The organism is Streptomyces sp. NPDC033180 (genome assembly GCF_055577645.1).
In genome coordinates, this window is record NZ_JBVIPU010000005.1 from 133,300 (window position 1) to 156,668 (window position 23,369).

Annotated in this window: 25 protein-coding genes and 1 pseudogene; 14 read left to right on the forward strand and 12 right to left on the reverse strand. The window is 70.6% G+C overall.

Annotation, left to right across the window (positions count from 1 at the left end):
* Positions 1-102 precede the first annotated feature (102 nt).
* Positions 103-963: a dihydropteroate synthase gene (gene folP, locus ACZ5WE_RS17115; RefSeq protein WP_467688774.1), complete on the reverse strand. Its 861-nt coding sequence runs from the start codon at positions 961-963 to the stop codon at positions 103-105.
* Positions 964-1,087: 124 nt separating this feature from the next.
* Here folP and ACZ5WE_RS17120 point away from each other — a divergent pair, with 124 nt between their 5' ends.
* Entirely contained in the window at positions 1,088-1,492 is a 405-nt protein-coding gene (locus ACZ5WE_RS17120) for a DivIVA domain-containing protein (protein ID WP_467688776.1), read from the forward strand.
* Positions 1,489-2,079: a DNA-3-methyladenine glycosylase I gene (locus ACZ5WE_RS17125; protein ID WP_467688778.1), complete on the forward strand. Its 591-nt coding sequence runs from the start codon at positions 1,489-1,491 to the stop codon at positions 2,077-2,079. The genes ACZ5WE_RS17120 and ACZ5WE_RS17125 overlap by 4 nt, the downstream gene beginning before the upstream one ends.
* Here ACZ5WE_RS17125 and chcB read toward each other — a convergent pair.
* A complete protein-coding gene (chcB, locus tag ACZ5WE_RS17130) occupies positions 2,076-2,876 on the reverse strand; it encodes a 2-cyclohexenylcarbonyl CoA isomerase (protein WP_467688780.1) in 801 nt (266 codons plus the stop codon). The genes ACZ5WE_RS17125 and chcB overlap by 4 nt on opposite strands.
* A 320-nt stretch (positions 2,877-3,196) precedes the next feature.
* Between chcB and ACZ5WE_RS17135 the strand changes: the two genes are divergently transcribed.
* Positions 3,197-3,364, forward strand: a complete 168-nt coding sequence (locus ACZ5WE_RS17135; RefSeq protein ID WP_003966491.1) for a DUF3117 domain-containing protein — start codon at positions 3,197-3,199, stop codon at positions 3,362-3,364.
* A 217-nt stretch (positions 3,365-3,581) separates the two neighbouring features.
* On the opposite strand, the gene ACZ5WE_RS17140 is transcribed toward ACZ5WE_RS17135, so the two are convergent.
* The gene (locus ACZ5WE_RS17140; RefSeq protein WP_467689199.1) at positions 3,582-4,280 is read right to left on the reverse strand and encodes an O-methyltransferase; all 699 of its coding nucleotides are present in this window, start codon (positions 4,278-4,280) and stop codon (positions 3,582-3,584) included.
* 153 nt (positions 4,281-4,433) lie between these two features.
* Between ACZ5WE_RS17140 and sigE the strand changes: the two genes are divergently transcribed.
* From sigE to ACZ5WE_RS17165, 5 genes are all read left to right on the forward strand, one after another.
* The gene (gene sigE, locus ACZ5WE_RS17145; RefSeq protein ID WP_467688782.1) at positions 4,434-5,201 is read left to right on the forward strand and encodes an RNA polymerase sigma factor SigE; all 768 of its coding nucleotides are present in this window, start codon (positions 4,434-4,436) and stop codon (positions 5,199-5,201) included.
* Positions 5,198-6,298: an anti-sigma factor family protein gene (locus ACZ5WE_RS17150; RefSeq protein ID WP_467688784.1), complete on the forward strand. Its 1,101-nt coding sequence runs from the start codon at positions 5,198-5,200 to the stop codon at positions 6,296-6,298. Before sigE ends, ACZ5WE_RS17150 begins: the two co-directional genes overlap by 4 nt.
* A gap of 128 nt (positions 6,299-6,426) precedes the next feature.
* Positions 6,427-8,349, forward strand: a complete 1,923-nt coding sequence (locus tag ACZ5WE_RS17155) for a S1C family serine protease (RefSeq protein ID WP_467688786.1) — start codon at positions 6,427-6,429, stop codon at positions 8,347-8,349.
* 82 nt (positions 8,350-8,431) lie between these two features.
* Positions 8,432-8,914 (forward strand): sec-independent translocase, encoded by a 483-nt coding sequence (locus ACZ5WE_RS17160; RefSeq protein WP_467688788.1) that lies wholly within the window; start codon positions 8,432-8,434, stop codon positions 8,912-8,914.
* A gap of 186 nt (positions 8,915-9,100) precedes the next feature.
* The gene (locus ACZ5WE_RS17165; protein WP_467688790.1) at positions 9,101-9,775 is read left to right on the forward strand and encodes a hypothetical protein; all 675 of its coding nucleotides are present in this window, start codon (positions 9,101-9,103) and stop codon (positions 9,773-9,775) included.
* Between the two features lie 86 nt (positions 9,776-9,861).
* Here the strand turns inward: ACZ5WE_RS17165 and ACZ5WE_RS17170 are convergent, their stop codons facing one another.
* From ACZ5WE_RS17170 to ACZ5WE_RS17180, 3 genes are read right to left on the reverse strand one after another with little or no spacing between them, the layout of a single operon-like run.
* Complete coding sequence (locus ACZ5WE_RS17170; protein ID WP_467688792.1) at positions 9,862-10,995, reverse strand: Mrp/NBP35 family ATP-binding protein; 1,134 nt, start codon at positions 10,993-10,995, stop codon at positions 9,862-9,864.
* A gap of 44 nt (positions 10,996-11,039) precedes the next feature.
* Positions 11,040-11,615, reverse strand: a complete 576-nt coding sequence (locus ACZ5WE_RS17175; protein ID WP_467688794.1) for a DUF1003 domain-containing protein — start codon at positions 11,613-11,615, stop codon at positions 11,040-11,042.
* A complete protein-coding gene (locus tag ACZ5WE_RS17180; protein WP_467688796.1) occupies positions 11,602-12,876 on the reverse strand; it encodes a magnesium transporter MgtE N-terminal domain-containing protein in 1,275 nt (424 codons plus the stop codon). The genes ACZ5WE_RS17175 and ACZ5WE_RS17180 overlap by 14 nt, the downstream gene beginning before the upstream one ends.
* A 247-nt stretch (positions 12,877-13,123) precedes the next feature.
* On the opposite strand from ACZ5WE_RS17180, the gene ACZ5WE_RS17185 reads away from it, so the two are divergent.
* Positions 13,124-13,846 carry a hypothetical protein gene (locus ACZ5WE_RS17185; protein WP_467689201.1) on the forward strand — a complete coding sequence of 241 codons (723 nt, stop codon included), beginning with the start codon at positions 13,124-13,126 and terminating at the stop codon, positions 13,844-13,846.
* Positions 13,847-13,866: 20 nt separating this feature from the next.
* On the opposite strand, the gene ACZ5WE_RS17190 is transcribed toward ACZ5WE_RS17185, so the two are convergent.
* Together ACZ5WE_RS17190 and ACZ5WE_RS17195 are read right to left on the reverse strand one after the other, a co-directional pair.
* A complete protein-coding gene (locus ACZ5WE_RS17190; RefSeq protein WP_467688798.1) occupies positions 13,867-14,379 on the reverse strand; it encodes a hypothetical protein in 513 nt (170 codons plus the stop codon).
* A gap of 34 nt (positions 14,380-14,413) precedes the next feature.
* Positions 14,414-15,535 (reverse strand): magnesium and cobalt transport protein CorA, encoded by a 1,122-nt coding sequence (locus tag ACZ5WE_RS17195; protein ID WP_467688800.1) that lies wholly within the window; start codon positions 15,533-15,535, stop codon positions 14,414-14,416.
* A gap of 471 nt (positions 15,536-16,006) precedes the next feature.
* Between ACZ5WE_RS17195 and ACZ5WE_RS17200 the strand changes: the two genes are divergently transcribed.
* Positions 16,007-16,591 (forward strand): suppressor of fused domain protein, encoded by a 585-nt coding sequence (locus tag ACZ5WE_RS17200; RefSeq protein WP_467688801.1) that lies wholly within the window; start codon positions 16,007-16,009, stop codon positions 16,589-16,591.
* Positions 16,592-16,609: 18 nt separating this feature from the next.
* On the opposite strand, the gene ACZ5WE_RS17205 is transcribed toward ACZ5WE_RS17200, so the two are convergent.
* The gene (locus ACZ5WE_RS17205; RefSeq protein WP_467688803.1) at positions 16,610-17,887 is read right to left on the reverse strand and encodes an MFS transporter; all 1,278 of its coding nucleotides are present in this window, start codon (positions 17,885-17,887) and stop codon (positions 16,610-16,612) included.
* A 161-nt stretch (positions 17,888-18,048) separates the two neighbouring features.
* Here ACZ5WE_RS17205 and ACZ5WE_RS17210 point away from each other — a divergent pair, with 161 nt between their 5' ends.
* From ACZ5WE_RS17210 to ACZ5WE_RS17220, 3 genes are all read left to right on the forward strand, one after another.
* Positions 18,049-18,690, forward strand: coding sequence for a DUF6758 family protein (locus ACZ5WE_RS17210; protein ID WP_249587912.1), 642 nt, complete (start codon positions 18,049-18,051; stop codon positions 18,688-18,690).
* 183 nt (positions 18,691-18,873) lie between these two features.
* Positions 18,874-19,749 carry a PHP domain-containing protein gene (locus ACZ5WE_RS17215; protein WP_467688805.1) on the forward strand — a complete coding sequence of 292 codons (876 nt, stop codon included), beginning with the start codon at positions 18,874-18,876 and terminating at the stop codon, positions 19,747-19,749.
* 69 nt (positions 19,750-19,818) lie between these two features.
* The gene (locus tag ACZ5WE_RS17220; protein WP_467688807.1) at positions 19,819-20,424 is read left to right on the forward strand and encodes a MarC family protein; all 606 of its coding nucleotides are present in this window, start codon (positions 19,819-19,821) and stop codon (positions 20,422-20,424) included.
* A gap of 175 nt (positions 20,425-20,599) precedes the next feature.
* On the opposite strand, the gene ACZ5WE_RS17225 is transcribed toward ACZ5WE_RS17220, so the two are convergent.
* Positions 20,600-20,752, reverse strand: a complete 153-nt coding sequence (locus tag ACZ5WE_RS17225) for a hypothetical protein (protein ID WP_167829028.1) — start codon at positions 20,750-20,752, stop codon at positions 20,600-20,602.
* 200 nt (positions 20,753-20,952) lie between these two features.
* Here ACZ5WE_RS17225 and ACZ5WE_RS17230 point away from each other — a divergent pair, with 200 nt between their 5' ends.
* Positions 20,953-21,870, forward strand: coding sequence for an NYN domain-containing protein (locus ACZ5WE_RS17230; RefSeq protein WP_467688809.1), 918 nt, complete (start codon positions 20,953-20,955; stop codon positions 21,868-21,870).
* Here ACZ5WE_RS17230 and ACZ5WE_RS17235 read toward each other — a convergent pair.
* Both ACZ5WE_RS17235 and ACZ5WE_RS17240 read right to left on the reverse strand, forming a co-directional pair.
* Positions 21,867-22,739: an alpha/beta fold hydrolase gene (locus ACZ5WE_RS17235; protein ID WP_467688811.1), complete on the reverse strand. Its 873-nt coding sequence runs from the start codon at positions 22,737-22,739 to the stop codon at positions 21,867-21,869. The two genes, ACZ5WE_RS17230 and ACZ5WE_RS17235, sit on opposite strands and share 4 nt — an antisense overlap.
* A 226-nt stretch (positions 22,740-22,965) precedes the next feature.
* Positions 22,966-23,369 (reverse strand): annotated as a pseudogene (locus ACZ5WE_RS17240) (DEAD/DEAH box helicase); the annotation flags it as partial.

Consider the following 23,369-nt stretch of genomic DNA (forward strand, 5'->3'; position numbering starts at 1 on the left):
CCGATTCCCCGTGCCCTCCCCAGCCCGTCCGGCGTTCGAGGTTCGGAGGTCTGGGGAGGGCCCCGGACCTCCGGGGCGGCGTCGGGGGAGAGTTCCTGCTCCTTACGCCAGCCCCCGCCGAGCCACCGCCGGCTCCCGGTGCCCGGCGATCGTGGTCACCATGTCGAGGACCTGCCGCGTCTCCGCGACCTCGTGCACCCGGTACACCTGCGCCCCCAGCCAGGCCGACACCGCGGTCGTGGCGAGCGTCCCCACCACCCGCTCCTTGACCGGCTTGTCGAGCGTCTCGCCGACGAAGTCCTTGTTGGACAGGGACACGAGCACGGGCCACCCGGTCTCCACCATCTCCCCGAGCCGCCGCGTCGCCTCCAGCGAATGCCGCGTGTTCTTACCGAAGTCGTGCCCGGGATCGATCATCACGGACTCACGCGGAACCCCGAGCGCGACCGCGCGCTCGGCGAGGCCGAGGGTGACGGAGAGGATGTCGGCCATGACGTCCTCGTACGTGCGCCGATGGGGGCGGGTCCGCGGCTCGGCGCCACCCGCGTGCGTGCACACCAGACCCACGCCGTAGCGCGCGGCGACTTCCGCGAGGCGGGGATCGACCCCGCCCCACGCGTCGTTCAGGAGGTCGGCGCCGGCCTCGCAGACCGCCTCGCCGACCTCGTGCCTCCACGTGTCAACGCTGATGACGACATCGGGGAACCGCTTGCGCACATCGGCGACGAAGCCGACCGTCCGCCGCGCCTCCTCCTCGGCCGTCACCTCGTCGCCGGGACCGGCCTTGACCCCACCGATGTCGATGATGGCAGCGCCCTCCGACACCGCCTGCTCGACGCGGGCGAGCGCGGGCTCGTCGCGGAACGTGGCGCCCTGGTCGTAGAAGGAGTCAGGGGTCCGGTTCACGATTGCCATGATCACCGGCTCGTGCGCGTCAAATTCACGCCTGCCAAGCCTGAGCATCCCCGGTGAGCCTCCTTCGTCGGTGCCGTGGTCCGGCCGCCTGCGACCTTAACTGTCACAGGTGCATGGCACGATCGGACCCTGACAGTTTCAGCACGGCAGTCGAGCGTGGGGGCCCGAAGAGATGGTCTTGTTCTTGTTCCTGGTCATCGCCCTCGTCGTGGTGGTCGGCGCGGTGACCTTGGCCGTGGTCGGCGGAGGGGAGCGCGCCGCGCTGCCCGACGTGGCGGCCGAGCGGTTCACCGACCCGCTGCCGCCGGACCGTGCCCTGCGCCGCGCGGACGTGGAAGCAGTGCGCTTCCCGCTGACCCTGCGGGGCTACCGCATGGCGGACGTGGACGACGCCCTTGGCCGCCTCGCCGCCGAACTGGCCGAGCGTGACGCCCACATCGCGGAGCTGGAGGCCGCTCTCGCCGGCGCACAGGCCACCGCCGTCGGCGGCCCCGGCCTCTTCAAGACGCACGGCCCGGCCACGCCCCAGGACCAGCCGGCCCCGAAGGACGCGGCCGAAGAGGAGGACGGCCGGTGAGCGGCGACGCGGTGGCGGGCCCGGACGGCAGACTGCGCTGCCCCTGGGGCCTCTCGACCGAGGACTACGTGACGTACCACGACGAGGAGTGGGGCCGCCCGGTCCACGGGGACGACGCCCTGTACGAACGGCTCTGCCTGGAGGCCTTCCAGTCCGGCCTCTCGTGGATCACGATCCTGCGCCGCCGCGAGGGCTTCCGCGCCGCCTTTGCCGACTTCAAGATCGCTGAGGTCGCGCGGTTCACCGACGCCGACCGGGAGCGCCTCCTCGCCGACCCCGGCATCATCCGCAACCGCGCCAAGGTCGACGCGACCCTCGCCAACGCGCGCGTGCTCGCCGACTGGTCAGAGGGAGAGCTCGACGAGCTCATCTGGTCGCACGCGCCGGGCCCGGCCTCCCGCAGGGCCCCGAGCGCCCTGGCCGACGTACCGGCCATCACGCCCGAATCCACGGCCCTGTCCAAGGCCCTGAAGAAGCGCGGCATCCGATTCGTCGGCCCCACCACGGCATACGCTCTCATGCAGGCCTGCGGCCTGGTGAACGACCACCTGGAGGACTGCGTGATCCGCGTCCCCCAGGGGCGCTAGCGGCCCAGGTACTTCGGCTTCGCCTTGTCCAGGAACGCCTGGACGGCGATCGCGTGGTCCTCGGAGGCGCCCGCCTTCGCCTGGAGCTCCTCCTCCTTGGCCAGGGACTCCTCCAGGGTGTGGCCCGCCGCGTAGGCGAGCGACTCCTTGAGGGCCCCGTAGGCGAGGGTCGGGCCCTCGGCCAGAGTGCGGGCCAGCTTCTCCGCCTCGGCCGCCAACTCGGCCTCCGGGACGACCTTGTTGGCGATCCCCAGGTCGTACGCGTCCTGTGCGCTGATGTTGCGCGGGAACAGCAGGAGATCGGCGGCACGGCCGGGACCGATCAGGCGCTGCAGCGTCCAGGAGACGCCCGAGTCGGCGGTCAGCGCGACGCCGGCGAAGGACGTGTTGAAGCGCGCGGTGTCCGCGACGACGCGGTAGTCGGCGGCGAGCGCGAAGCCGAGGCCCGCACCGGCCGCGACGCCGTTGACCCCGGCGACGACCGGCTTGGCCATCCCCGTCAGGGCGCTCAGGATGGGGTTGTAGTGCTCCCGCACCGTGCTCATCGTCTGTCCGGTGCCCGCCGCGCGGTCCGACATGAGCAGACCGACGTGTTCTTTCAGGTCCTGCCCCACACAGAAGGCACGCCCGGTCGCGGTGAGCAGGACGGCACGGACCGCGGGGTCCGACTCGGCCGACTGCACCGCCTCTCGCAGAGCGACCTTGGCCTCGACGTTCATCGCGTTCATCGCCTCGGGGCGGTTGAGCGTGATGGTCGCGAGCCCGTCGCTCACCTCGTAGAGCACGGTGTCGGCCATGGTGAATCCCCTCCAGTGGTCCTGCGCCGGTCATCTTTGTCCGAGCCCAGCATGACGGAGATCATCGGGCTCCGACATGAGGGGAGATATGTGACCTGCGTCAAAGGATTCCCGGCCGCTCAGGCGTAAGAGGCGGCGCAGTATCGCAGCCACATCGCCGAATTGAGTGGTTTTGCGGGCGCGCGTTGCGCAAGCGATGCAGACCGATGTTGGTCATCGGGTCCTGCCATGCGGGATAATGGCCTGGAAGCAATATGTTCGATGCCGGTGACACCTGGGTTGTCGGCTGCGATGAGCTGGTTTCAGGAAGGGGAACGAGCATGGCGGCCATGAAGCCGCGGACGGGCGACGGCCCGCTCGAGGTGACCAAGGAGGGGCGGGGCATCGTCATGCGCGTTCCGCTCGAAGGCGGCGGACGACTTGTCGTCGAACTGACTCCGGACGAGGCCGATGCACTCGGCGACGCCCTGAAGAAGGTCGTCGGCTGACGCGGAAGCGCCCACACTTTTTCACTGCCCCGGCATCGTAAAGACATGCCGGGGCAGTGCTATGTCCGGGATACCGGGGCCCCGCAGGAGGGCCCCGTCAGGGGCGCGGGGAACTGCGCGCCGAGCCACGATGCGTCCGCAGCCAGAGAACGAGGCACCACAAGCCGGACGGAACACGAAGCACCCGGGGGACAGAACCGCTCGCCCAGGGGAACGCTCAGCGTTTGACCGCGCAGAGCAGGCCGTCGCCCACCGGGAGCAAGGCCGGCATCAGGTCCTGGCTCTCGCGGACGGTGCGCAGGAGCTCGCGGATGCGCAGCACCTCGGCCGGCTGGGGACCGGAGTCCACCGTCCGGCCGTCGGAGAAGGCGCCCTCGAAGCAGACAAGCCCGCCCGGGCGCAGCAGGCGCAACGATTCAGCGAGGTAGTCCAGGTACTCCGTGCGGTCGCCGTCACAGAACACGAGGTCGTATCCGCCGTCCGCGAGGCGCGGCAGTACGTCGAGTGCGCGGCCGGGGATGAACCGCGCGCGGTTGCCGGCGAATCCGGCGGCACGGAAGGCCTCCCGCGCGAACTGCTGGCGCTCGGGCTCGGGATCGACGGTGGTCAGGACTCCGTCGGGTCGCATTCCGTGCAGCAGGTGGAGCCCGGACACGCCCGTGCCCGTTCCGATCTCGGCGACGGCCTTGGCGTCCGCCGTGGCTGCCAGCATGCGCAGTGCGGCGCCCGTACCGGGAGACACCGAGGGCAGCCCTGACTCCTGGGCCCGGTCACGGGCCCAGCGCGTGGCCTCGTCCTCGGCGACAAAGGCGTCGGCGAACGCCCAGCTCGTCTGCCGGTTGCCGGTAATGGCCCTCTCCTGTCCCCGTGGTTGCCTGGCCGTGACTGTATCCGTTGGGGGTGGGAACCCGCAGATGGGACCGGGCGTTTAGTAGGGGTAGGCGGACGCCGGGGGTAACGAATGGATCAAGACTGGCCGTGGGCTCTTCGACCAGGCGGGACAGCTGGCAGGAAGCCCGTACCAAATTCCAGTAAAAACGCTTATCCGGAGCTAACGGGCGAGGTGGTTATGGTAGGGGCTCCACTGGACACCACCAGAGCCGACAGGGGAGGTGCGGCTGCGTCCGCGAATCGGAGAGGAGCGCTGAAGCGCTTTCTCGGGTTGGTGGGTGAGCCGAAATCCGTGACCGACACCGCTGACCGATTCCACGCTGCCAGCTCCGCTCAGACCGCGACCTTTGCCGCTGACGCGGATTCGCAGGCGTGGACTCCGCCCACCTGGGAGGAGATCGTCAGCACGCACAGCGGACGGGTCTATCGCCTTGCGTATCGCCTGACCGGCAATCAGCACGACGCCGAGGACCTCACACAAGAGGTCTTCGTCCGTGTCTTCCGGTCCCTGTCGACCTACACCCCCGGCACGTTCGAGGGCTGGCTGCACCGCATCACCACGAACCTCTTCCTGGACATGGTGCGCCGCAAGCAGCGCATCCGCTTCGACGCCCTCGGGGACGACGCGGCCGAGCGCCTCCCCAGCCGTGAGCCGTCGCCGCAGCAGGTCTTCAACGACACGCACTTCGACGCGGACGTGCAGCAGGCGCTCGACACCCTCGCTCCCGAGTTCCGCGCGGCAGTGGTCCTGTGCGACATCGAAGGCCTCTCGTACGAGGAGATCGCCGCGACCCTGGGCGTCAAGCTGGGCACGGTCCGCAGCCGTATCCACCGTGGCCGCTCGCAGCTGCGCAAGGCCCTTCAGCACCGGTCGCCCGAAGCCCGCGCCGAGCGCCGCTCGCTCGCAGGAGCCGTGGCGCTGGGAGGAGGGGGCGCGACCGCGTGAGTGGATCACGGTCGAATCCTGTTGAGCGGCATCTGGCCGAGCAGCATCTGGGGGACCGACTCGCCGCCCTGGTGGACGGTGAGTTGGGCCATGACGCGCGTGAGCGAGTCCTCGCTCATCTCGCGACCTGTCCGAAGTGCAAGACCGAGGCCGACGCACAGCGGCGGCTCAAGAGTGTCTTCGCCGAGGTGGCGCCGCCGCCTCCCTCCGAGAGTTTCCTCGCCCGGCTCCAAGGCCTTCCCGGCGGTGGCAGCGAGCCTCCTTCCGGCCCAAGACCCCCTGGAAGCAGCGGCTTCGCCACCGCGGACACCGAGTCCGGGCTGCCTCCGACCGGAGTCTTCGGCATACAACCGGAGACCTTCGGCTACGCCCCCGCGGGCGCCCATGGCCCGCTGCTGCCGAGTTCGGGCCGCGGTTTCCGTATCCATGACGTCGACCGCCACGACGTGGGCCGCCACGAGGCCGAGCGTTCGCTGTGGCGTGGACGGCGGTTCGCCTTCGCCGCCGCGGGTGCGGTGTCGCTGGCCGCGATAGCGCTGGGCGGCGTCACGACGGGCGTTCCCGCCGACCCGGGTGACCCGCGCGCGGGCTCGGGCACCAGCAACAGCTCCGGCAGCACCAACAGCTCGGGCGGCAACAGCGGTTCGGGCAGCGGTAACAGCAATGCGACGCCGATGCGTTCGCCGGGCTCGGGGGCCACCACGGCTCCCGATTCCGTCCGACGCCGTGGCAGCGGACCGCTGACGGTGCAGGGCCAGCGTCCCGGAGTCCTCGCGGCGCCGGTCGCGCCGACGCGGGCGACCGGGCCCCTGCTGCCCGGAGTGCCCGCCCGGGGTCCTCGTATCCAGCAGCCCGAGTCCGTGTCCGCCCCGCATCAGGTCGCGGCGCCGATGCTGACCGGCGCGGCGATCATGTCCCCGCTGATCCGGCCGGTCCCTCCCGTCGTACCGAGCGGCACGCCCGCCGCGGGCACTGTGCCGACGCTGGGCGGGGTGGCTTCGCAGGGTGCCAGTTCGAGCGGTGAGGCGGACCCGGCGCACACCTCGGCGTCCTCGCCCATCGAAGGCACACTGCAGGGCACTTCGCAGATCCATTGACGTGCTCTGCGGGCTTCGGCGCGGGAACCTGGTTGAATCCTCGGTGGGCCGTGCCTGCCCGAGGCTTGTGGCGGGCGCGGAGTTGAGCACGTGAACGGCGTCCGCCGTAGGCCAGGTGTGGGGAGAGCATGGACGAGGGCAAGCCCACGAAGGCGAAATGGTGGAGCCGCCCCAGGTCGGCGTCCGCGCCTGACGGAACGGGACCGGAGCGGGGCGGCCCCGACGAGGCCATAGCCCCCGCCGGCCGAGCGGAGGACGCCTCCGGCGACTTCACCCTGGCCGCGGCGGTTCCGCCTGGGGCGGTGCCTGAGCCGCCTTCGCTCGGGTTGACCCCCGAGCCCGCTCCTCCCGCGGCGCCGCCCGGCTCCACCCCCACAGCTCCGGCTGCCGCGGCTCCTCAGAGGGGCGCCCCGGATCCGGGCGTTCCGGCCCAGGCGGGCCCCGCTCCCGTCGTGCCCGGCGACGCTGCTTCGGGCAGCCCGGCTCCGGGTGCCCCAGCTCCGGTCGACGCGGCTTCCGCCCCGGCCACTGGGCCCGGCGCCCCGGATTCGGGCGTTCCGGCCCAGGCGGGCCCCGCTCCCGTCGTGCCCGGCGACGCTGCCGCTCCTGGTGGCTCCGCTGAACGCCCCCGTCCGCTGCACGATCCCGATCCGTACAGCACCCCGCCCTACGGTGAGCCCGGCCCCTGGGCCCCCGCCCCGCCCGTACAGCACCCGGCGGCGACCCCGGCGCACGGCACGCAGCTTCCGGCGGCGAACCACAGCGGAACCCCGCCCCACGGCACCCCCGGACCGGCCCTCGCCCCGGCCCACAGCACCCCCCAACCGCAGGCCCACCCCCAGCCACCCGCAGCCGCCGCCCCGCCCCGGCAGCCCTACGACCCCTGGAACGCGCCCCTCCAGCAGAACGGTGCCGTTCCTGTCGACGAGGCCAAGCAGAAGAAGCTGGCGCGGCGGATCATTCTGGTCGGGATCGCTGTCATCACGCTCGTGGCCGGTGGCATCGGTGGAGCCATCGGGGCCTATCTGGAGCGCAACGCCGGAGTCTCGGACATCGAGCTGCCGCAGGCCAGGTCGCAGGACAAGGCGCGGGCCAAGGACAGCGTCGCCGGGATCGCGGCGAGCTCGCTGCCCGGCGTCGTGACCCTGCACGTCAGCGGCGACGAGGCGCAGGGCACCGGCACCGGCTTCGTGCTGGACGGCAAGGGCCACATCCTCACCAACAACCACGTGGTCGAGCCCGCGGGGACCGGCGGCGAAATATCGGTCACCTTCAGCGGCGGCGAGAGCGCCAAGGCGGAGGTCATCGGCCGCGACGCGGGGTACGACCTCGCCGTGGTCAAGGTCTCCGGCGTACGCGGACTGAAGCCACTGCCCCTCGGCAACTCCGAGAACGTCCAGGTGGGCGACCCCGTCGTCGCCATCGGCGCCCCCTTCGACCTGGCCAACACCGTCACCTCCGGCATCATCAGCGCCAAGGAGCGCCCCATCACCGCCGGTGGGGAGAAGGGCGACGGCAGTGATGTCAGTTATGTCGACGCGCTCCAGACCGACGCCCCCATCAACCCCGGCAACTCCGGCGGCCCGCTGATGGACGGCGACGCCCGCGTCATCGGCATCAACAGCGCCATCCGCTCCGCCGACGACAGCTCCGCGCCCGGCGGCGGGCAGGCAGGTTCGATAGGGCTCGGCTTCGCCATCCCCATCAACCAGGGCAAGCGCGTCGCCGAAGAGCTGATCAACACCGGCAAGGCCACGCACCCTGTGATCGGTGTCACGCTCGACATGGAGTACACGGGCGACGGCGCCCGCGTCGGCGACAAGGGCAAGGACGGCGGCCCCGCCGTGAACAAGGGCGGCCCCGGCGACCGCGCCGGCATCAAGCCGGGCGACGTCATCACCGAGGTGGACGGCCGGCGCATCCACTCCGGCGACGAGCTGATCGTCAAAATCCGCGCCCACCGGCCCAAGGACAGTCTCGAACTGACCGTCCAGCGAGCGGGAAAGGACCGGAAAGTGACCCTCGTGCTCGGGGCTTCGGACGGGAGCTGATCCACGTCCGTCGCCCAGCGGCTACCGGACGGACAGGAACGCCGGGTACCGTGGACCCGGTCCGGATGGCAAGGAGCTCAAGGTGTTCTCAGACATTGGCCCGCTCGAGGTAGTGGCGCTGATCATCCTCGCCGTGCTCGTTTTCGGCCCGGACAAGCTGCCCAAGCTCATTCAGGACGCCTCGCGCACCATCCGTAAGATCCGTGAATTCTCGGACAGCGCCAAGGCGGATATACGCAGTGAACTCGGCCCGGAATTCAAGGACTTCGAGTTCGAGGACCTGAATCCGAAGACCTTCATCCGCAAGCAGCTCGACAACGACGAGCTCGGCCTGAAGGAAATCCGGAACGGCTTCGACCTGAAGAAGGAGATGGCCGAGGTCACCGACGCCGTGCACGGGCGGGAGAGTGAATCCTCCGACGGCGCGACGGGCACGGACAGCGGGTCCGACACGGGCGGCGGCCGCGTCGACATGGCCAAGAAGGACGGCCGCATCGACATGGACAAGAAGCCCGAGAAGGCCGCGCCCGCCGACCCCCCGCCGTTCGACGCGGACGCCACCTGACCTCCTCCGAGGCACCCGCGGTGCGCCCCCGAGCGCGCCGCCCGGCACCCCTTCCGATACACCCGTCCGCCGACCGGTGTCCCAGCTTCCGGAACGGGTGTGGCTATCCTGCCTTGTTGTCCGGCTGAGGACGCCCGAGGGGGGCGGGCCCTGCGGACCGATGAGAACGAGGAGGCGGCCGGGTACATGGAGACGACAAGTCGCGTAGGCGCACAGGCGCCGGCCGCGGACGGCACCGCACAGGCGATGCCCTCCGCCCGGCGCACGGTCGACAGCTATCTGCTGGCGCCCTTCCCCTGGTACGGCCTCGACGAGGCCTTCACGGGGCAGCGCTGGCTGATGCAGGTCGGCAACGCCGCGGACGGCGCGGTGGAGCACGGCTCCATCGGGCACGGCGATGAGCCGTCGGTACGGAGTGACGGACCCTTCGGGAACAGCGACAAGGAGCGCTTCGCGGTCGTGGTGACCGTCGCGGCCAACCCGGTGCGCCGCAGCCCGGACGGCACAGGCCTCCTTGAGGCGACGTCGGTGTCGTCCGCGGCCTGGCTCGCCGGAGTGGGGTTGCTGTCCTTCACCTGGCCCAGCCAGATGGACCACACCCTGCGCGACGACTGGCTGGACCAGCAGACCGAGACGGCCTGGACCCTCGCGGACGATCTGCAGGGCGAGGACTGGTCGACGCTCTCGCTCCCGGTGGACGGGGTGCCGACCTCGTTCCACTACCGCGAGTCCGAGTTCGGCTGGGTACTCGCAGGATCCACCGAGGAGGGCGTGCACCTGGGCGCCTACGGGCGCGGCATGAGCGCGTACGGCCTGGGCTTCTCCGTGGTCAAGGACATCCACGCGTACGCCGCCGACTAGCCGGCCGTCGCACACATACGCCGATGGGGGCGCCGCTCATGACGAGCGGCGCCCCCATCGGCGTACGGAAGAAGGCTTGAAAGGCCTCAGAACTTGTTGCGCGGGGTGATGCCCAGGGTCATGCCCGCGAGGCCGCGCTGGCGGCCGCCCAGCTTGCCCGCGATCGTGCGCAGGGCCGAGCCCGCGGGGGAGTCGGGGTCGGTCAGGACGACCGGCTTGCCCTCGTCGCCGCCCTCGCGCAGGCGCACGTCGATCGGGATGGAGCCGAGGACCGGGACGTTCGTGCCCGTGGTCTTCGTGAGGCCCTCGGCGACGCGCTGGCCGCCGCCCGTGCCGAAGACATCGACCATCTCGCCGCAGTGCGGGCAGGGAAGACCCGCCATGTTCTCGACGACGCCGACGATCTTCTGGTGGGTCTGTACGGCGATGGAGCCCGCGCGCTCGGCGACCTCGGCCGCCGCCTGCTGGGGCGTCGTCACGACGAGGATCTCGGCGTTCGGGACGAGCTGGGCGACGGAGATCGCGATGTCGCCGGTGCCCGGCGGCAGGTCGAGGAGCAGGACGTCGAGGTCGCCCCAGAAGACGTCCGCGAGGAACTGCTGGAGGGCGCGGTGGAGCATCGGGCCGCGCCACACGACCGGGGCGTTGCCCGGGGTGAACATGCCGATCGAGATGACCTTCACGCCGTGCGCCGACGGCGGCATGATCATGTCCTCGACCTGGGTGGGCTTCCCGTCCGCGCCCAGCATCCGGGGCACGGAGTGGCCGTAGATGTCCGCGTCCACGACGCCGACCTTCAGGCCGTCCGCCGCCATCGCTGCCGCGAGGTTCACCGTCACCGAGGACTTGCCGACGCCGCCCTTGCCGGACGCGACGGCGTAGACACGGGTCAGTGAGCCGGGCTTGGCGAAGGGGACCTCGCGCTCGGCGGTGCCGCCGCGCAGCGCGCTCGCGAGCTCCTTGCGCTGCTCGTCGCTCATCACGTCGAGGGTGACGTCGACGCGCGTGACGCCCTCGACGGCGGCGACCGCGTCGGTCACGTTCTTCGTGATGGTCTCGCGCATCGGGCACCCGGAGACCGTGAGGTACACGGTGACCGCTACCGCCCCATCAGGGGAGATACCTACCGATTTGACCATCCCCAACTCGGTGATGGGTCGATGAATCTCGGGGTCGTTCACCGTCGCCAGTGCTTCACGCACCGCGTCTTCCGTAGCCATACGTCCGATAGTACGGCGCGGTAACCGTGCCCCGGAAAGAGCCGTCAACGGTCGCCTACATCACGCCCGCCGCTCTCCTCGGCCGGGAATACGACGCGGTTCCCCCTGCGCTGCTCCTCCAGCTCCTTGACCAGGTCCTGGAGTTCGGAACGGATCCAGTCGCGGGTGGCCACCTCGCCGAGCCCCATGCGCAGCGAGGCGATCTCGCGGCTCAGATACTCGGTGTCCGCGATGGAGCGCTCGTTCTGCTTGCGGTCCTGTTCGAGGTTGACCCGGTCCCGGTCGTCCTGCCGGTTCTGCGCGAGCAGGATCAGGGGCGCCGCGTAAGACGCCTGGAGGGACAGCGCGAGGGTCAGGAACAGGAAGGGGAACGGGTCGAAGCGCAGCACCTCGGGCGCCCAGACGTTCCAGGCGACCCACACGATGATGGTGACCGTCATCCAGACGATGAAGCGCCCCGTGCCCAGGAACCGCGCGATCCGCTCAGAGAGCCGCCCGAAGGCCTCGGGGTCGTACTCCGGCAGGAACTTGCGGCGCGGCGGCCGAGGCTGGTCGAGTCGGAAGCGCGGGGCGGGCCTGGGCTCGACGCGGGTGTCCCGCTCCCGGTCAGCCGGTGGCACGCGGCACCTCTTCCTGGTGGAACTCGGTCTCGCGCCAGTCGTCCGGCAGCATGTGGTCGAGCACGTCGTCGACGGTGACCGCGCCCAGCAGCGAGCCGCCCTCGTCGACGACGGGGGCCGCGACCATGTCGTACGTGGCGAAGAACCCGGCGACCTGCGGCAGCGCGGTCTGCGGCAGGAGCGTCTGCAGATCGTCGTCGAGGATCGAACTGACCAGCGTGTACGGCGGATCGCGCAGGAGCCGCTGGAAGTGCACGGTGCCCAGATACTTGCCCGTCGGCGTCTCGTCCGGCGGGCGGCACACGTAGACCTGCGCGGCGAGCGCGGGGGACAGGTCCTGCTGGCGCACCCGCGCCAGGGCGTCCGCGACCGTCGCGTCCGGCCTGAGCACGATCGGCTCGGTCGTCATCAGACCGCCGGCGGTGCGCTCCTCGTACGCCATCAGGCGCCGCACATCCGCCGCGTCGTCCGGCTGCATCAGCGTGAGCAGCCGCTCCTTGTCCTCCTCGGGCAGCTCGGCGAGCAGGTCGGCGGCGTCGTCCGGGTCCATCGCCTCCAGGACGTCGGCGGCGCGCTCCTCCTTGAGCTTGCCGAGGATCTCGATCTGGTCGTCCTCGGGGAGCTCTTCGAGAACGTCGGCGAGCCGGTCGTCGTCGAGCGCGGCGGCGACTTCGGCCCGCCGTTTCGGCGTCAGGTGGTGCAGGACGTTGGCGAGGTCCGCGGGGCGCAGCTGTTCGAAGGTGGCGAGCAGGCTCTCGGCGCCCTGGCCGTGCTCCTCCAGGGAGAAGCCGTCGACAGCCGACCACTCCACGGTGAGCGTCTCCCCCTTGCGCCGAAAGGTGCCTCCCTTGCCCTTGCGCACGAAGACCCGGTCGATCTCCCAGTCGCGGCGGGCCGGCAGCTGCTGCACCGACACGTCGAGGACGGTGACCTCCTCGTCCGACTCGACGAGCCTGACCCGACGGTCGAGCATCTCGCCGAGCACGAGCCGCTCGGTGGGCCGCTGCTCGAAGCGCCGCACGTTCAGTACGCCGGTGGTGATGACCTGGCCCGTCTCGATGCCGGTCACCCGGGTCATCGGCAGGAAGATGCGGCGCCGCGTCGACAGCTCCACGACCAGGCCGAGGAGGCGGGGCGGTCTGCGCTGCACTCGCAGCGTCGCCACAAGGTCACGCACCCGGCCCACCTGGTCGCCGTTCGGGTCGAAGACGGCGGTACCGGCCAGATGCGAGACGAAGACCCGGGAGGCGCTTGCCGCCATTGCACGCGCCTTTCTCGCTCGTAGCTTTTCGGCTGTTCTGTCGATCAATGCGGGCTTCAGGCTAGCCCGTCCCGGTCGGATACGCCCCGGCGGTGCGTCCGGCCGGACTGGCGACGATCCAACTGGTCAGCACGGGTACGCTGCCGTACTGCCGTAGCCGTAGCCGTCGTCCCCACGAGAGGCAGCGCCCCCTGTGTCAGCGATCCCCCCGGTCCGCCGCATCCACAAGAAGACACTCGTGAGCGCGATGTGCGCGGGTCTCGTCCTGGGGGTCACCGGTCTGACCGGGTGCAGCAGCGAGGAGGACCCTGACGCGGGCACGAACGGCATCGGCAAACTCTCCGCCGCGAAGATCCAGAGCAAGTCCCGCGCCGCCGCCGACGCGGCACCCGCCGTGCGGCTCTCGGGCACGCTGGTCAGCAAGGGCCACACGTACAAGCTCGACATGCGGCTCAAGGGCGAGGGCGGCACCGGCTCGGTCACCTCGAAGGGGGAGACCTTTCAGCTGCTGCGCGTCGGCAAGCAGCTCTTCCTGAAGGCCGACTCCGCCTTCTGGACCCACGAGGACGCCAAGGGCGGCGGCGAGAAGCCCGGCAAGGCGGACGACCAGGCCGCGGCCAAGCTCGACGGCAAGTACGTGAAGGTCCCCGAGGAAGACGCGTCCTACCAGCAGCTGAGCGGCTTCACCGACAAGGACGTCCTCCTGGCGGGCATGCTCACCCTGCACGGAGCGCTCGCCGCCGGAGACCGCGGCACGATCGACGGCAACCCCAGCATCGAGATCACCGGCGACAAGGGCGCGGGCGGCACCCTGGATGTCTCCCTCGAGGGCAAGCCCTATCCGCTGCGCCTGGAGCGCGCGGGCGACGCGGGCACGCTCCGACTCAGCGACTGGGGCACGGACTTCACGCTCAGCGAGCCGGACGAGGACGAGATGGTGGACTACGGCGAGCAGCTGCCCGACTCGTAGAGGCCCGGTCCGAGGACCGGTCAGCCCCGCCGCTTCTTCCGCCTGAACAGCAGCCGGGGCAGCGCGTCGGGCAGCGGCTGCCGGGTGGTCGCCCCGGTCGGCAGGGGCGGGGCCGCGAGGGAGCCGTCGGGCAGGTCGGTGATCGTGTCCTGCGGGGTGAGCCGGACGACCCGGCACTCGTCGGCCCAGCGCTGCGGCATCCGCTCACCGTCGGGCGCGTTCAGGCGCTTGCCCTTGAGCTCGGCGACGGCCGCCTCCCACGCATCGGAGCGCGGCGCGAGCTCGGTCACCTTCGCCGTCCAGGCGACGAGACGGCCGCCCTTGTCCTTGCTGCGTACGGTCACTTCGGCGGTGCCGCCGTCGACGAGCCCCGGCAGCGGCTGCTCGCCGGGGCCGTCACCGATGAGGTGCGCCGCGCCCTCGTGCCACACATGCCACAGAGCGCGGGCAGGACCTTCGCCGCGCACCCAGATGAGGCCCGACTTCTTGGTGGCCTCCTCGACGAGGGCCTGGGCGAGCAGCGTTTCTGTCATGCGCGCAGCCTATCGAGCCGCCTGCCGGGTGCGCCTAGAGCCAGCCGTTGCGCTTCAGGGTGCGGTGGATGGTCCAGCAGGCGCCGGCGATGAGGCCGAGCACCATCGGGTAGCCGAACCGCCAGTGCAGCTCGGGCATGTGGTCGAAGTTCATGCCGTAGACCCCGCAGACGGCCGTCGGGACGGCGATGATCGCCGCCCAGGAGGTGATCTTGCGCATGTCCTCGTTCTGCGCGACCGCGGCCTGGGCGAGGTTGGCCTGGAGGATCGAGTTGAGCAGCTCGTCGAAGCCGACGACCTGCTCCTGGACGCGGGCGAGGTGGTCGGCGACGTCACGGAAGTACTTCTGGATGTCCGGGTCGACGAGCCGCATCGGCCGCTCGCTCAGCAGCAGCATGGGCCGCAGCAGCGGTGAGACGGCCCGCTTGAACTCCAGGACCTCCCGCTTGAGCTGGTAGATCCGTCCGGCGTCGACACCGCGCGCGGAGCCCTTGCCCTTGCTGGGGGCGGAGAAGACCTCGGTCTCGACCTCGTCGATGTCGTCCTGCATGGCGTCGGCGACCGCGAGATAACCGTCGACGACGTGGTCGGCGATGGTGTGCAGGACCGCGGACGGCCCCTTGGCGAGCAGCTCGGGCTCCTCCTGGAGCCGGCGCCGCAGGGCACGCAGCGAGCCGTGGCCGCCGTGCCGCACGGTGATGAAGAAGTCCCGCCCGGTGAAGCACATCACCTCGCCCGTCTCCACGATCTCGCTGGTGGCCGTGAGTTCGGCGTGCTCGACGTAGTGGATCGTCTTGAAGACGGTGAACAGCGTGTCGTCGTAGCGCTCCAGCTTGGGCCGCTGGTGGGCGTGCACCGCGTCCTCGACGGCGAGGGGGTGCAGCCCGAACTCGGCTGCGATACCGGCGAATTCCGACTCGGTCGGCTCGTGCAGACCGATCCAGGCGAAGCCGCCGTCGCGACGGACCTGGAGCATCGCCTCGTGCGGCGTGAGCGTGTCGTGGCAGGCCGCGCGGCGGCCGTCGCGGTAGACGGCGCAGTCGACGACGGCGGAGGCGGCGGTGGGGTCGCGCGTGGTGTCGTACGAGCTGTAGGCGCTGCCGTCCTTGCGGAGTGAGGGGCGGACGGCGGCGCGAAGGTCACGGATCATCGACATGGGCAGGCTCCTTTGACGGAGGCCGCCGGCGACGGGTGGAACTACCCGGAATGGGGACGTCCTGCTGCGGGTGTTTGGCACGTCCACAAAGCGGGGAGCACCGCACCATCGCGGTGGCAGCTTCGCTACTGACTCAGATCAGAGAACTCAGAGAGATCAGGTGGAAACGAAGTGCTCTTCCGTCGCACGCGAGCACGGGGAGTACAGGCGCACAGTGGCAGCTACAGAGCTGCGTGAGGTGTCAGACGGAAGAACGGGTGGTACTGCACGGTCGACTTCGATCCATGGCAGCCCCACCTCCTCCGGCCGGTCCCCCGTAGGGGAAGTCCCAAGCGCGTAGCGCGCGAAGTCATCTGCCCGGGCTTGAAAGCGCGCTCTGCGTGCTGCCCGGAACCAGCGGCCAACACTATCAGCCGACTGAAGAGTCAAGCCCCGCCTTTACCCACCACTGACGAGTTCTATGCTCGCGTCATGGCTGATGTTCTTGCTCTGGTCGAAGCCCGTCTCCGTACTGGCCTCGGTGAACCGGACGCCCGCGCCGCGGTGACCTTCCTCGGCACCGACCGCGTCGAAGTGCTGCGCTTCACGGACGGGGACGTGGTCAGATACGCCACCCTCGGCATGTCGGCCCAGCCGATGGCCGATCCCACCGCCGCTCTGGCCGACCCGGTGAAGGGTCCGCGCGCGGAGTTGATCCTCTCGGTACGAGGAGGTGTCGCCGACACGGACAAGGTGTTGCGCCCCCTGGCCGTCCTTGCCGCGTCGCCCCAGGTCGAGGGCCTGATCGTGGCTCCCGGTGCCTCGCTCGACGTGGGCGAACCGCTGTGGCCCGGCGCGCAGTTCACGTCGGTGCTCGTGGCGGAGCCGGGCGGACTGGTGGAGGACTTGGAGCTGGACGAGCCGATGGAGCCCGTACGGTTCCTGCCGCTGCTGCCCATGACGCCGAACGAGGGCGCGTGGAAGCGGGTGCACGGCGCGCAGGCCCTCCAGGAGCGCTGGCTGAACAGCGGAACGGACCTGCGCGATCCGCTGCGCAAGTCCGTGTCCCTCGACTGAGTTTCCTTACCCAGGGCCTCAGTTGGCGAAGACGGTGACGCTGTCCTCGGTGGCGTGCTTCGGTTCGAGTGCCTCGGCCTCGTGGGCGAGGGAGTTCCTGCGGACCCAGACCACGACCGCGCCGAGCACCGCCGTGACGGCCGCGACCACGAAGGGGATGTGGATGTTGCTCCACTCCTCGATCTTCGGCGCGAAGAACGGGGCCGCGGCGGCCGCGAACCACCGGACGAAGTTGTAACCGGCGCTGGCGACCGGGCGCGGCGCGTCCGATACGCCGAGTGCGAGCTCGGTGTAGACGGTGTTGTTCACGCCGATGAAGGCGCCGGACAGGATCGTGCAGACGATGGCCGTGGCGTGGTTGCCGTACCCGAGGACCAGCACGTCCGCCGCGAGGAGCACCAGCGAGCCGCCGAGCACCTTCAGCGAGCCGAGCCTCGCCTGCAGCCGCGGGGCCACGAGCACCGAGAAGACCGCGAGCAGCAGACCCCAGGCGAAGAAGATGGCGCCCGACTTGTAAGGGGTCATGTTCAGCACGAACGGCGTGAAGGCCAGGACCGTGAAGAACGTGTAGTTGTAGAAGAACGCGGAGGCGGCGGCCGACGCGAGCCCGCCGTGGCCGAGGGCCTTGATGGGTGCGAGCAGTGAGGTCTTCTGCGCTGGCTTCGGCTGCTCCTTCAGGAACGCCGTGATGCACAGGAAGCCGACCGCCATCAAGGCGGCCGTGCCGAAGAACGGGTAGCGCCAGCTCGCGTTGCCGAGCACCGCGCCGAGCAGTGGTCCGCACGCCATGCCGAGACCGAGCGCCGACTCGTAGAGCAGGATCGCGGCGGCGCTGCCACCGGCCGCGGCGCCGACGATGACGGCGAGGGCGGTCGACACGAAGAGCGCGTTGCCAAGGCCCCATCCCGCGCGGAACCCGACGAGTTCGCCGACCGACCCCGAGGTGCCGGCCAGCCCCGCGAAGACCACGACGAGCGCGAGGCCGAGCAGCAGGGTCTTCTTGCCGCCGATCCGGCTGGAGACGAACCCGGTCACCAGCATCGCGACGGCGGTGATCAGGAAGTACGAGGTGAAGAGCAGGGAGACCTGGCTCGCGGATGCGTCGAGGCCCTTGGCGATGGAGGGGAGGATCGGGTCGACGAGCCCGATGCCCATGAAGGCGACGACGGACGCGCCCGCGGTGGCCCAGACGGCCTTCGGCTGGCGCAGAAGGCTGGTCACCCCCTCGTCGAACGGATCTTCCGCGGAGGGTCCTCCCGGGCGTCCTGCTGGGGCTCCTCCTGTACTGCTGTTCATGCCTGCTCCTTCAGCGGCTTCCGTCGAGATCGTTGACGTATACACATATTAGTTAGCCAAGCTAAAAGATGCAAGCTACATCTAGTTTTGCCTGGTGACAGGGCCACCGGACGGGTGATCGTCCTTGACGGGGCGACGACCGGGGAGGACCGTTGGTCGCTATGAGGGGCGAACCCAGTTGCCCGAAGTGTGGTGGCCGGGTCAGGGCTCCCGGTCTCTTTGCCGACTCCTGGCAGTGCGATGTGCACGGGACGGTGCATCCGCTGCAACCTGTGATCCCGCCCAGCGTCGAGGCCCTCCAGGTCGTGGTGCATCGCGCTCAGGTGCCGGTGTGGATGCCGTGGCCGCTGCCGGTCGGCTGGTTGTTCACGGGCGTGGCCTGCGCGGGCGACGACCGCAGCGGCGGCCGCGCCACCGCCGTGGCCTGCTCGGGTCCCGCGCCGCTCGGCGGCATGGGCGAGCTTGTCCTGGTCGCCGAGGAGCTCGGCGTCGGCCTCGGCGCGCGCTACGCGGGCATCGACGGCCCGGACCCCGGCCCGTATCTGAACGTCGAGAAGCCACCGCAGGCCAAGCTCCTCGCGGCGGGCCGGCCGACCCCGATGTGGCATGTGGCGGGCACGCCGGACGATCGCGCGGTCTTCGCGGGTGAGGCGCGCGGCCTGTGGCTGTGGGCGATCGCGTGGCCGGAGCAGTCGGGACTTCTGATGTACGACGAGCTGGTGCTCACCGACCTGCGGGACGCGGGAGCAGAGGTGGACCTGCTGCCGTGCGGGGCGCTTTCGCCGCGGATTCTGATGCCGTGAGGTGTGTGCGGTCGGCGCTTCGAGGGGTCGGCGGTTCGTCGGTGGAGTGAGGGGTGTCTCCCTTGCGGCGGGCGGCGGAGCGTATCGGTCCCGTTATCCTTGAGCATCCCCCTGCGGCCATCCCTCGTGGACCGGTCCGCGCCCGCCCCCGCCCCCGCCCCGTCAGAGCCTGGAGTCCGCGTCGTGCGCATCGACCTGCACACCCACTCCACCGCATCCGACGGCACGGACACCCCGGCGCAGTTGGTGCGCAACGCTGCCGCCGCCGGACTCGACGTCGTCGCGCTCACGGACCACGACACCACCCGCGGGTACGGGGAAGCCGTCGCGGCCCTGGGAACGCTCGACCGGGGCCTCACCCTCGTCACCGGCGCCGAACTCTCCTGCCGCCTCGACGGCGTGGGCCTGCACATGCTGGCCTACCTCTTCGACCCCGACGAACCCGAACTCGCCCGCGAGCGCGAGCTCGTGCGCGACGACCGGGTGCCCCGCGCGAAGACGATGGTCGGCAAGCTCCAGGAGCTCGGCGTCCCGGTCACCTGGGAGCGGGTCGCGCGCATCGCGGGCGACGGCTCGGTGGGCCGCCCGCACATCGCCGAAGCCCTGGTGGAACTGGGCGTCGTGCCCACCGTCTCGGACGCCTTCACGCCCGACTGGCTCGCCGACGGCGGCCGCGCGTACGCGGAGAAGCACGAGCTGGACCCCTTCGACGCGATTCGCCTGGTCAAGGCCGCGGGCGGCGTCACCGTCTTCGCGCACCCGGCGGCCGTCAAGCGAGGCCAGGTGGTGCCCGAGGCCGCGATCGCGGCGCTGGCCGCCGCCGGTCTCGACGGCGTCGAGGCCGATCACATGGACCACGACCCGGCCACCCGCACCCGGCTGCACGGCCTCGCCGCGGACCTCGGTCTGCTGGCCACGGGGTCGAGCGACTACCACGGCAGCCGCAAGACCTGTGTGCTCGGGGAGTTCACCACCGACCCCGAGATCTACGGGGAGATCACGCGCCGCGCGACCGGGGCGTTCCCGGTGCCGGGCGCGGGCGGAAGCGCTACCGCTTAACCCTCACCTCCCCCTGAGTGCCGCCCTTCCGCGCGGCGTTTTCGTACCACTCTCTGCAAGGCCATCACTGTGTTCGACGTCGCCGTCTTCGGATCCCTCTTTCTCACCCTTTTTGTCATCATGGACCCCCCTGGGATCACCCCGATCTTCCTCGGACTGACCTCCGGCCGCCCGGCCAAGGTGCAGCGGAAGATGGCCTTCCAGGCCGTGTGTGTCGCCTTCGGCGTCATCGCGGTCTTCGGGGTCCTGGGGCATCAGATCCTCGACTACCTGCATGTCTCCGTCCCCGCGTTGATGATCGCGGGCGGTCTGCTGCTCCTGCTGATCGCCCTCGACCTGCTCACCGGCAAGACGGACGAGCCGAAGCAGACCAAGGACGTCAACGTCGCCCTCGTGCCGCTCGGCATGCCGCTGCTCGCGGGGCCCGGCGCGATCGTCTCCGTCATCCTGGCCGTCCAGGACGCCGACAGCGTCGGCACGCAGCTCTCCGTATGGGCGGCGATCGTGGCGATGCACGTCGTGCTGTGGTTGGTGATGCGCTACTCGCTGCTGATCATCCGGGTCATCAAGGACGGCGGCGTGGTCCTGGTGACGCGGCTCGCGGGCATGATGCTCTCCGCGATCGCGGTGCAGCAGATCATCAACGGCGTGACCCAGGTGATCAACGGCAGTTAGGGCGAGCCGGGCGCAGGCCGCCCCTGCCCCTCGACTCTGTCCTGGACCCTCCACTGAGCCCTACCCCTCGACTCTGCCCTGGCCCCTCGACTCTGCCTCCCCGGGCATGCCAAGGGCCCCCGTACCAAAGGTGTACGGGGGCCCTTCAACCTGTGCAATCAGTGCAACCTGTGCGTTACGAGGCCGGGGATTCGGCCGGCCGGATATAGATGCGCTGGCCGATCGCTGCGGCCTGCTGCACGATCCGATTGACGGAGGCGGCGTCTACGACGGTCCGGTCCACGGCAGCGCCGTCGACGTCGTCGAGTCGCATGATTTCGAAGCGCATAGGGCTTCTCCCTTCGTCTGGTCATCCTCCTGAAGGAGAACTACTGGAGTTGCGGCCGCCGGGACAGCAGTGTCCGGCGTTCCATATGGGTAGAACGAGTTGCCCCCAGCAAACATTCCCTACGCTAAGGAAATTTTTCGACAGACTAATTACTCGCGAGTAGCGAGACCGGTTGTGTTCGCTGCGTGACCAACGGGACAATGGCACCGATGAACGACGAGATCGAGATCAGCGCCCAGATCAGTGCCCAGCTGGAGCGCGCCAACGGACTCCTCGAGCGCATGCTCGCCGAGGTGGCGAAGACACCGTCCACACACGCGATCTTCGTCGATGCCGGGTACGTGTACGCGGCGGCGGGACGCCTCGCGGTCGGCACGGAGGACCGGCGTGCCTTCGACCTGGACGCCGAGGGGCTGATCGAGGCGTTCATCGACAAGGCGCGCACGATCTTCGCGGACAGTCGTCTGCTGCGCGTCTACTGGTACGACGGTGCCCGGCGTCGCATCCACACCGTGGAGCAGCAGTCCATCGCGGAGCTCCCCGACGTCAAGGTCCGCCTGGGCAACCTCAACGCGAACAATCAGCAGAAGGGCGTGGATTCCCTCATCCGGACGGATCTGGAGTCACTCGCCCGGCACCGGGCGATCAGTGACGCGGCTCTGATCGGGGGCGACGAGGACCTGGTCTCGGCGGTGGAGGCGGCGCAGGGGTACGGCGCGCGGGTGCATCTGTGGGGCATCGAGGCGAGCGAGGGCCGCAATCAGGCGGAGCCGCTGCTGTGGGAGGTCGACAGCCAGCGCACGTTCGACCTCGACTTCTTCAAGCCGTACGTGTCCCGGCGCAGCGCCGCGGCGACGTACGAGACGGCGGGCACGCCGCGGCCCGCCCGCGAGGACGTGCGGTTCGTGGGCGCGCAGATCGCCGCGAAGTGGCTGGCCGCGCGGGGGCGCGCGGCGCTGGTGGACCTGCTGCCGGGGCACCCGTACCTGCCGGGGTCCGTGGACCAGGAGCTCCTGGTGGAGGCCGAGAAGCTGCTCGCGTACTCACTGCGGGGGCAGTCGGACCTGCGGCGGGCGCTGCGGGACGGCTTCTGGGAGCACCTGCAGACGCAGTACTAGCGGCTGCTGATCCGGTCCCAGAAGGCGATGAGGGCGGCGGCGGTCTCCGCGGGGCGGTCGGTGTTGGGGGAGTGCTCGGCACCCTCGATGACCGTGCGGTGGGCCCGCAGCCGCTCGGCCATCTCGTCGAGCCAGGGGATGGGCCAAGTGTCATCGCGCTCGCCGGAGATGACGTGCTTGGGCAGAGGCGTGGCGGCGAGCTCCGTGACGCGGTCGGGCTCGACGCAGAGCTGCTTGCCGGTGGCGATGAGCTGGGCGGGGCTGTGCCGCAGCCAGCGCTCGCGCAGGACCTCGCCGTCGAGGTCGGCCTCCTCCGGCGGGTCCATGGCCTGGATCGCCGCCCAGGCCTCGGTCATGGACAGGACGCCGAGCGCGTCCGTCAGCATCTTGGCGCGGGCCTGCTGGGAGGGCGCGATCAGGGCCGGGCCGGATGCCATCAGGGTGAGCGAGGCGAAGGTGTGCGCGGGGGCGCGGAGGGTGGCGGCGCGGGCGATGAGGCCGCCGAGGGAGTGGCCGAGGAGGTGGGGTGCGCCGTTGCCGTTGCCGTCGCCCTCACCGATGGCGTCGGCCTGGGCGAGGACGTCGAGGGCCAACTCGCCCTGTGTGTACGGGAATTCGTCGTCCGGCGGGCCCGGGGTCTCGTACTGCCCCCGGCCGTCGACGGAGACGGCTCGGTATCCGGCATCGGCGAGGGGCCTGAGCAGGGCGATGAAGTCCTCCTTGCTCCCGGTGAATCCGGGGAGCAGCAGGACGGTGCCCTTGGCCTCGCCGGCCGGGCGGGCGTCCAGGGTGGCGAAGTCGCCGCGCGCGGTCCTGAGGGGGCCGGCGTCGACGCCGGGGGGCGGAGTGAAGGTCGGGGGCCTGCTCATGCCTTGAGGCTAGCTGCCGGCTTGGCGGCCGTTGCATTCCCGGTGGTGTCCTGCGGGGCGGGGGATCGGGTGGGTGGGAGAGATCCGGTGCGGAGCGCCGGGACAGGGGCGGGCAGAGGGCCCGAACTCGGAAGCGGTGGCGTGGAGTTGAGGGGGAGCGGTACGGCGAAGGCCCGGCACCCCCGCAGGGGGCCGGGCCTTCGGACGTCAAACCTCAGCGGAGCGCTCAGCTCTCCTCGGCCGGCGCAGCAACCGCCTTGCGGGGCTTGCGGCGCGGCTTGGTGACCGTAGCTTCCTCGGCGGCAACCGGAGCCTCCGCAGCCTTACGCGTACGGCGGCGCGGCTTCGTCTCCTCCGTCGGCTGAGCGGGGATCTCGGCCTCGACGGTGTCCACGACGGTTTCCGCGGCCTTGCGGGTGCGGCGGCGGGGCTTGGCGGCCGGGGCTTCGGCCTCGGTCTCGGCGGCCTCTGCCACCTCCACCGCGGGCTCCGCTGTCTTGCGGGTGCGGCGGCGGGGCTTCGCGGCGGGGGCCTCGGTCTCGGTGGCTTCCGCCACCTCCGCCACGGGCTCCGCTGCCTTGCGGGTGCGGCGGCGGGGCTTCTCGGCGGGGGCCTCGGTCGTCTCGACGT

What these genes read in the sequence shown, in the direction of transcription:
- folP (WP_467688774.1), bottom strand. Translation starts at nt 963, where the DNA reads ATGCTCAGGCTTGGCAGGCGTGAATTTGACGCGCACGAGCCGGTGATC.
- ACZ5WE_RS17120 (WP_467688776.1), top strand. Translation starts at nt 1,088, where the DNA reads ATGGTCTTGTTCTTGTTCCTGGTCATCGCCCTCGTCGTGGTGGTCGGC.
- chcB (WP_467688780.1), bottom strand. Translation starts at nt 2,876, where the DNA reads ATGGCCGACACCGTGCTCTACGAGGTGAGCGACGGGCTCGCGACCATC.
- ACZ5WE_RS17135 (WP_003966491.1), top strand. Translation starts at nt 3,197, where the DNA reads ATGGCGGCCATGAAGCCGCGGACGGGCGACGGCCCGCTCGAGGTGACC.
- sigE (WP_467688782.1), top strand. Translation starts at nt 4,434, where the DNA reads ATGGTAGGGGCTCCACTGGACACCACCAGAGCCGACAGGGGAGGTGCG.
- ACZ5WE_RS17155 (WP_467688786.1), top strand. Translation starts at nt 6,427, where the DNA reads ATGGACGAGGGCAAGCCCACGAAGGCGAAATGGTGGAGCCGCCCCAGG.
- ACZ5WE_RS17165 (WP_467688790.1), top strand. Translation starts at nt 9,101, where the DNA reads ATGGAGACGACAAGTCGCGTAGGCGCACAGGCGCCGGCCGCGGACGGC.
- ACZ5WE_RS17170 (WP_467688792.1), bottom strand. Translation starts at nt 10,995, where the DNA reads ATGGCTACGGAAGACGCGGTGCGTGAAGCACTGGCGACGGTGAACGAC.
- ACZ5WE_RS17180 (WP_467688796.1), bottom strand. Translation starts at nt 12,876, where the DNA reads ATGGCGGCAAGCGCCTCCCGGGTCTTCGTCTCGCATCTGGCCGGTACC.
- ACZ5WE_RS17185 (WP_467689201.1), top strand. Translation starts at nt 13,124, where the DNA reads ATGTGCGCGGGTCTCGTCCTGGGGGTCACCGGTCTGACCGGGTGCAGC.
- ACZ5WE_RS17190 (WP_467688798.1), bottom strand. Translation starts at nt 14,379, where the DNA reads ATGACAGAAACGCTGCTCGCCCAGGCCCTCGTCGAGGAGGCCACCAAG.
- ACZ5WE_RS17195 (WP_467688800.1), bottom strand. Translation starts at nt 15,535, where the DNA reads ATGTCGATGATCCGTGACCTTCGCGCCGCCGTCCGCCCCTCACTCCGC.
- ACZ5WE_RS17200 (WP_467688801.1), top strand. Translation starts at nt 16,007, where the DNA reads ATGGCTGATGTTCTTGCTCTGGTCGAAGCCCGTCTCCGTACTGGCCTC.
- ACZ5WE_RS17205 (WP_467688803.1), bottom strand. Translation starts at nt 17,887, where the DNA reads ATGAACAGCAGTACAGGAGGAGCCCCAGCAGGACGCCCGGGAGGACCC.
- ACZ5WE_RS17210 (WP_249587912.1), top strand. Translation starts at nt 18,049, where the DNA reads ATGAGGGGCGAACCCAGTTGCCCGAAGTGTGGTGGCCGGGTCAGGGCT.
- ACZ5WE_RS17225 (WP_167829028.1), bottom strand. Translation starts at nt 20,752, where the DNA reads ATGCGCTTCGAAATCATGCGACTCGACGACGTCGACGGCGCTGCCGTG.
- ACZ5WE_RS17230 (WP_467688809.1), top strand. Translation starts at nt 20,953, where the DNA reads ATGGCACCGATGAACGACGAGATCGAGATCAGCGCCCAGATCAGTGCC.
- ACZ5WE_RS17235 (WP_467688811.1), bottom strand. Translation starts at nt 22,739, where the DNA reads ATGAGCAGGCCCCCGACCTTCACTCCGCCCCCCGGCGTCGACGCCGGC.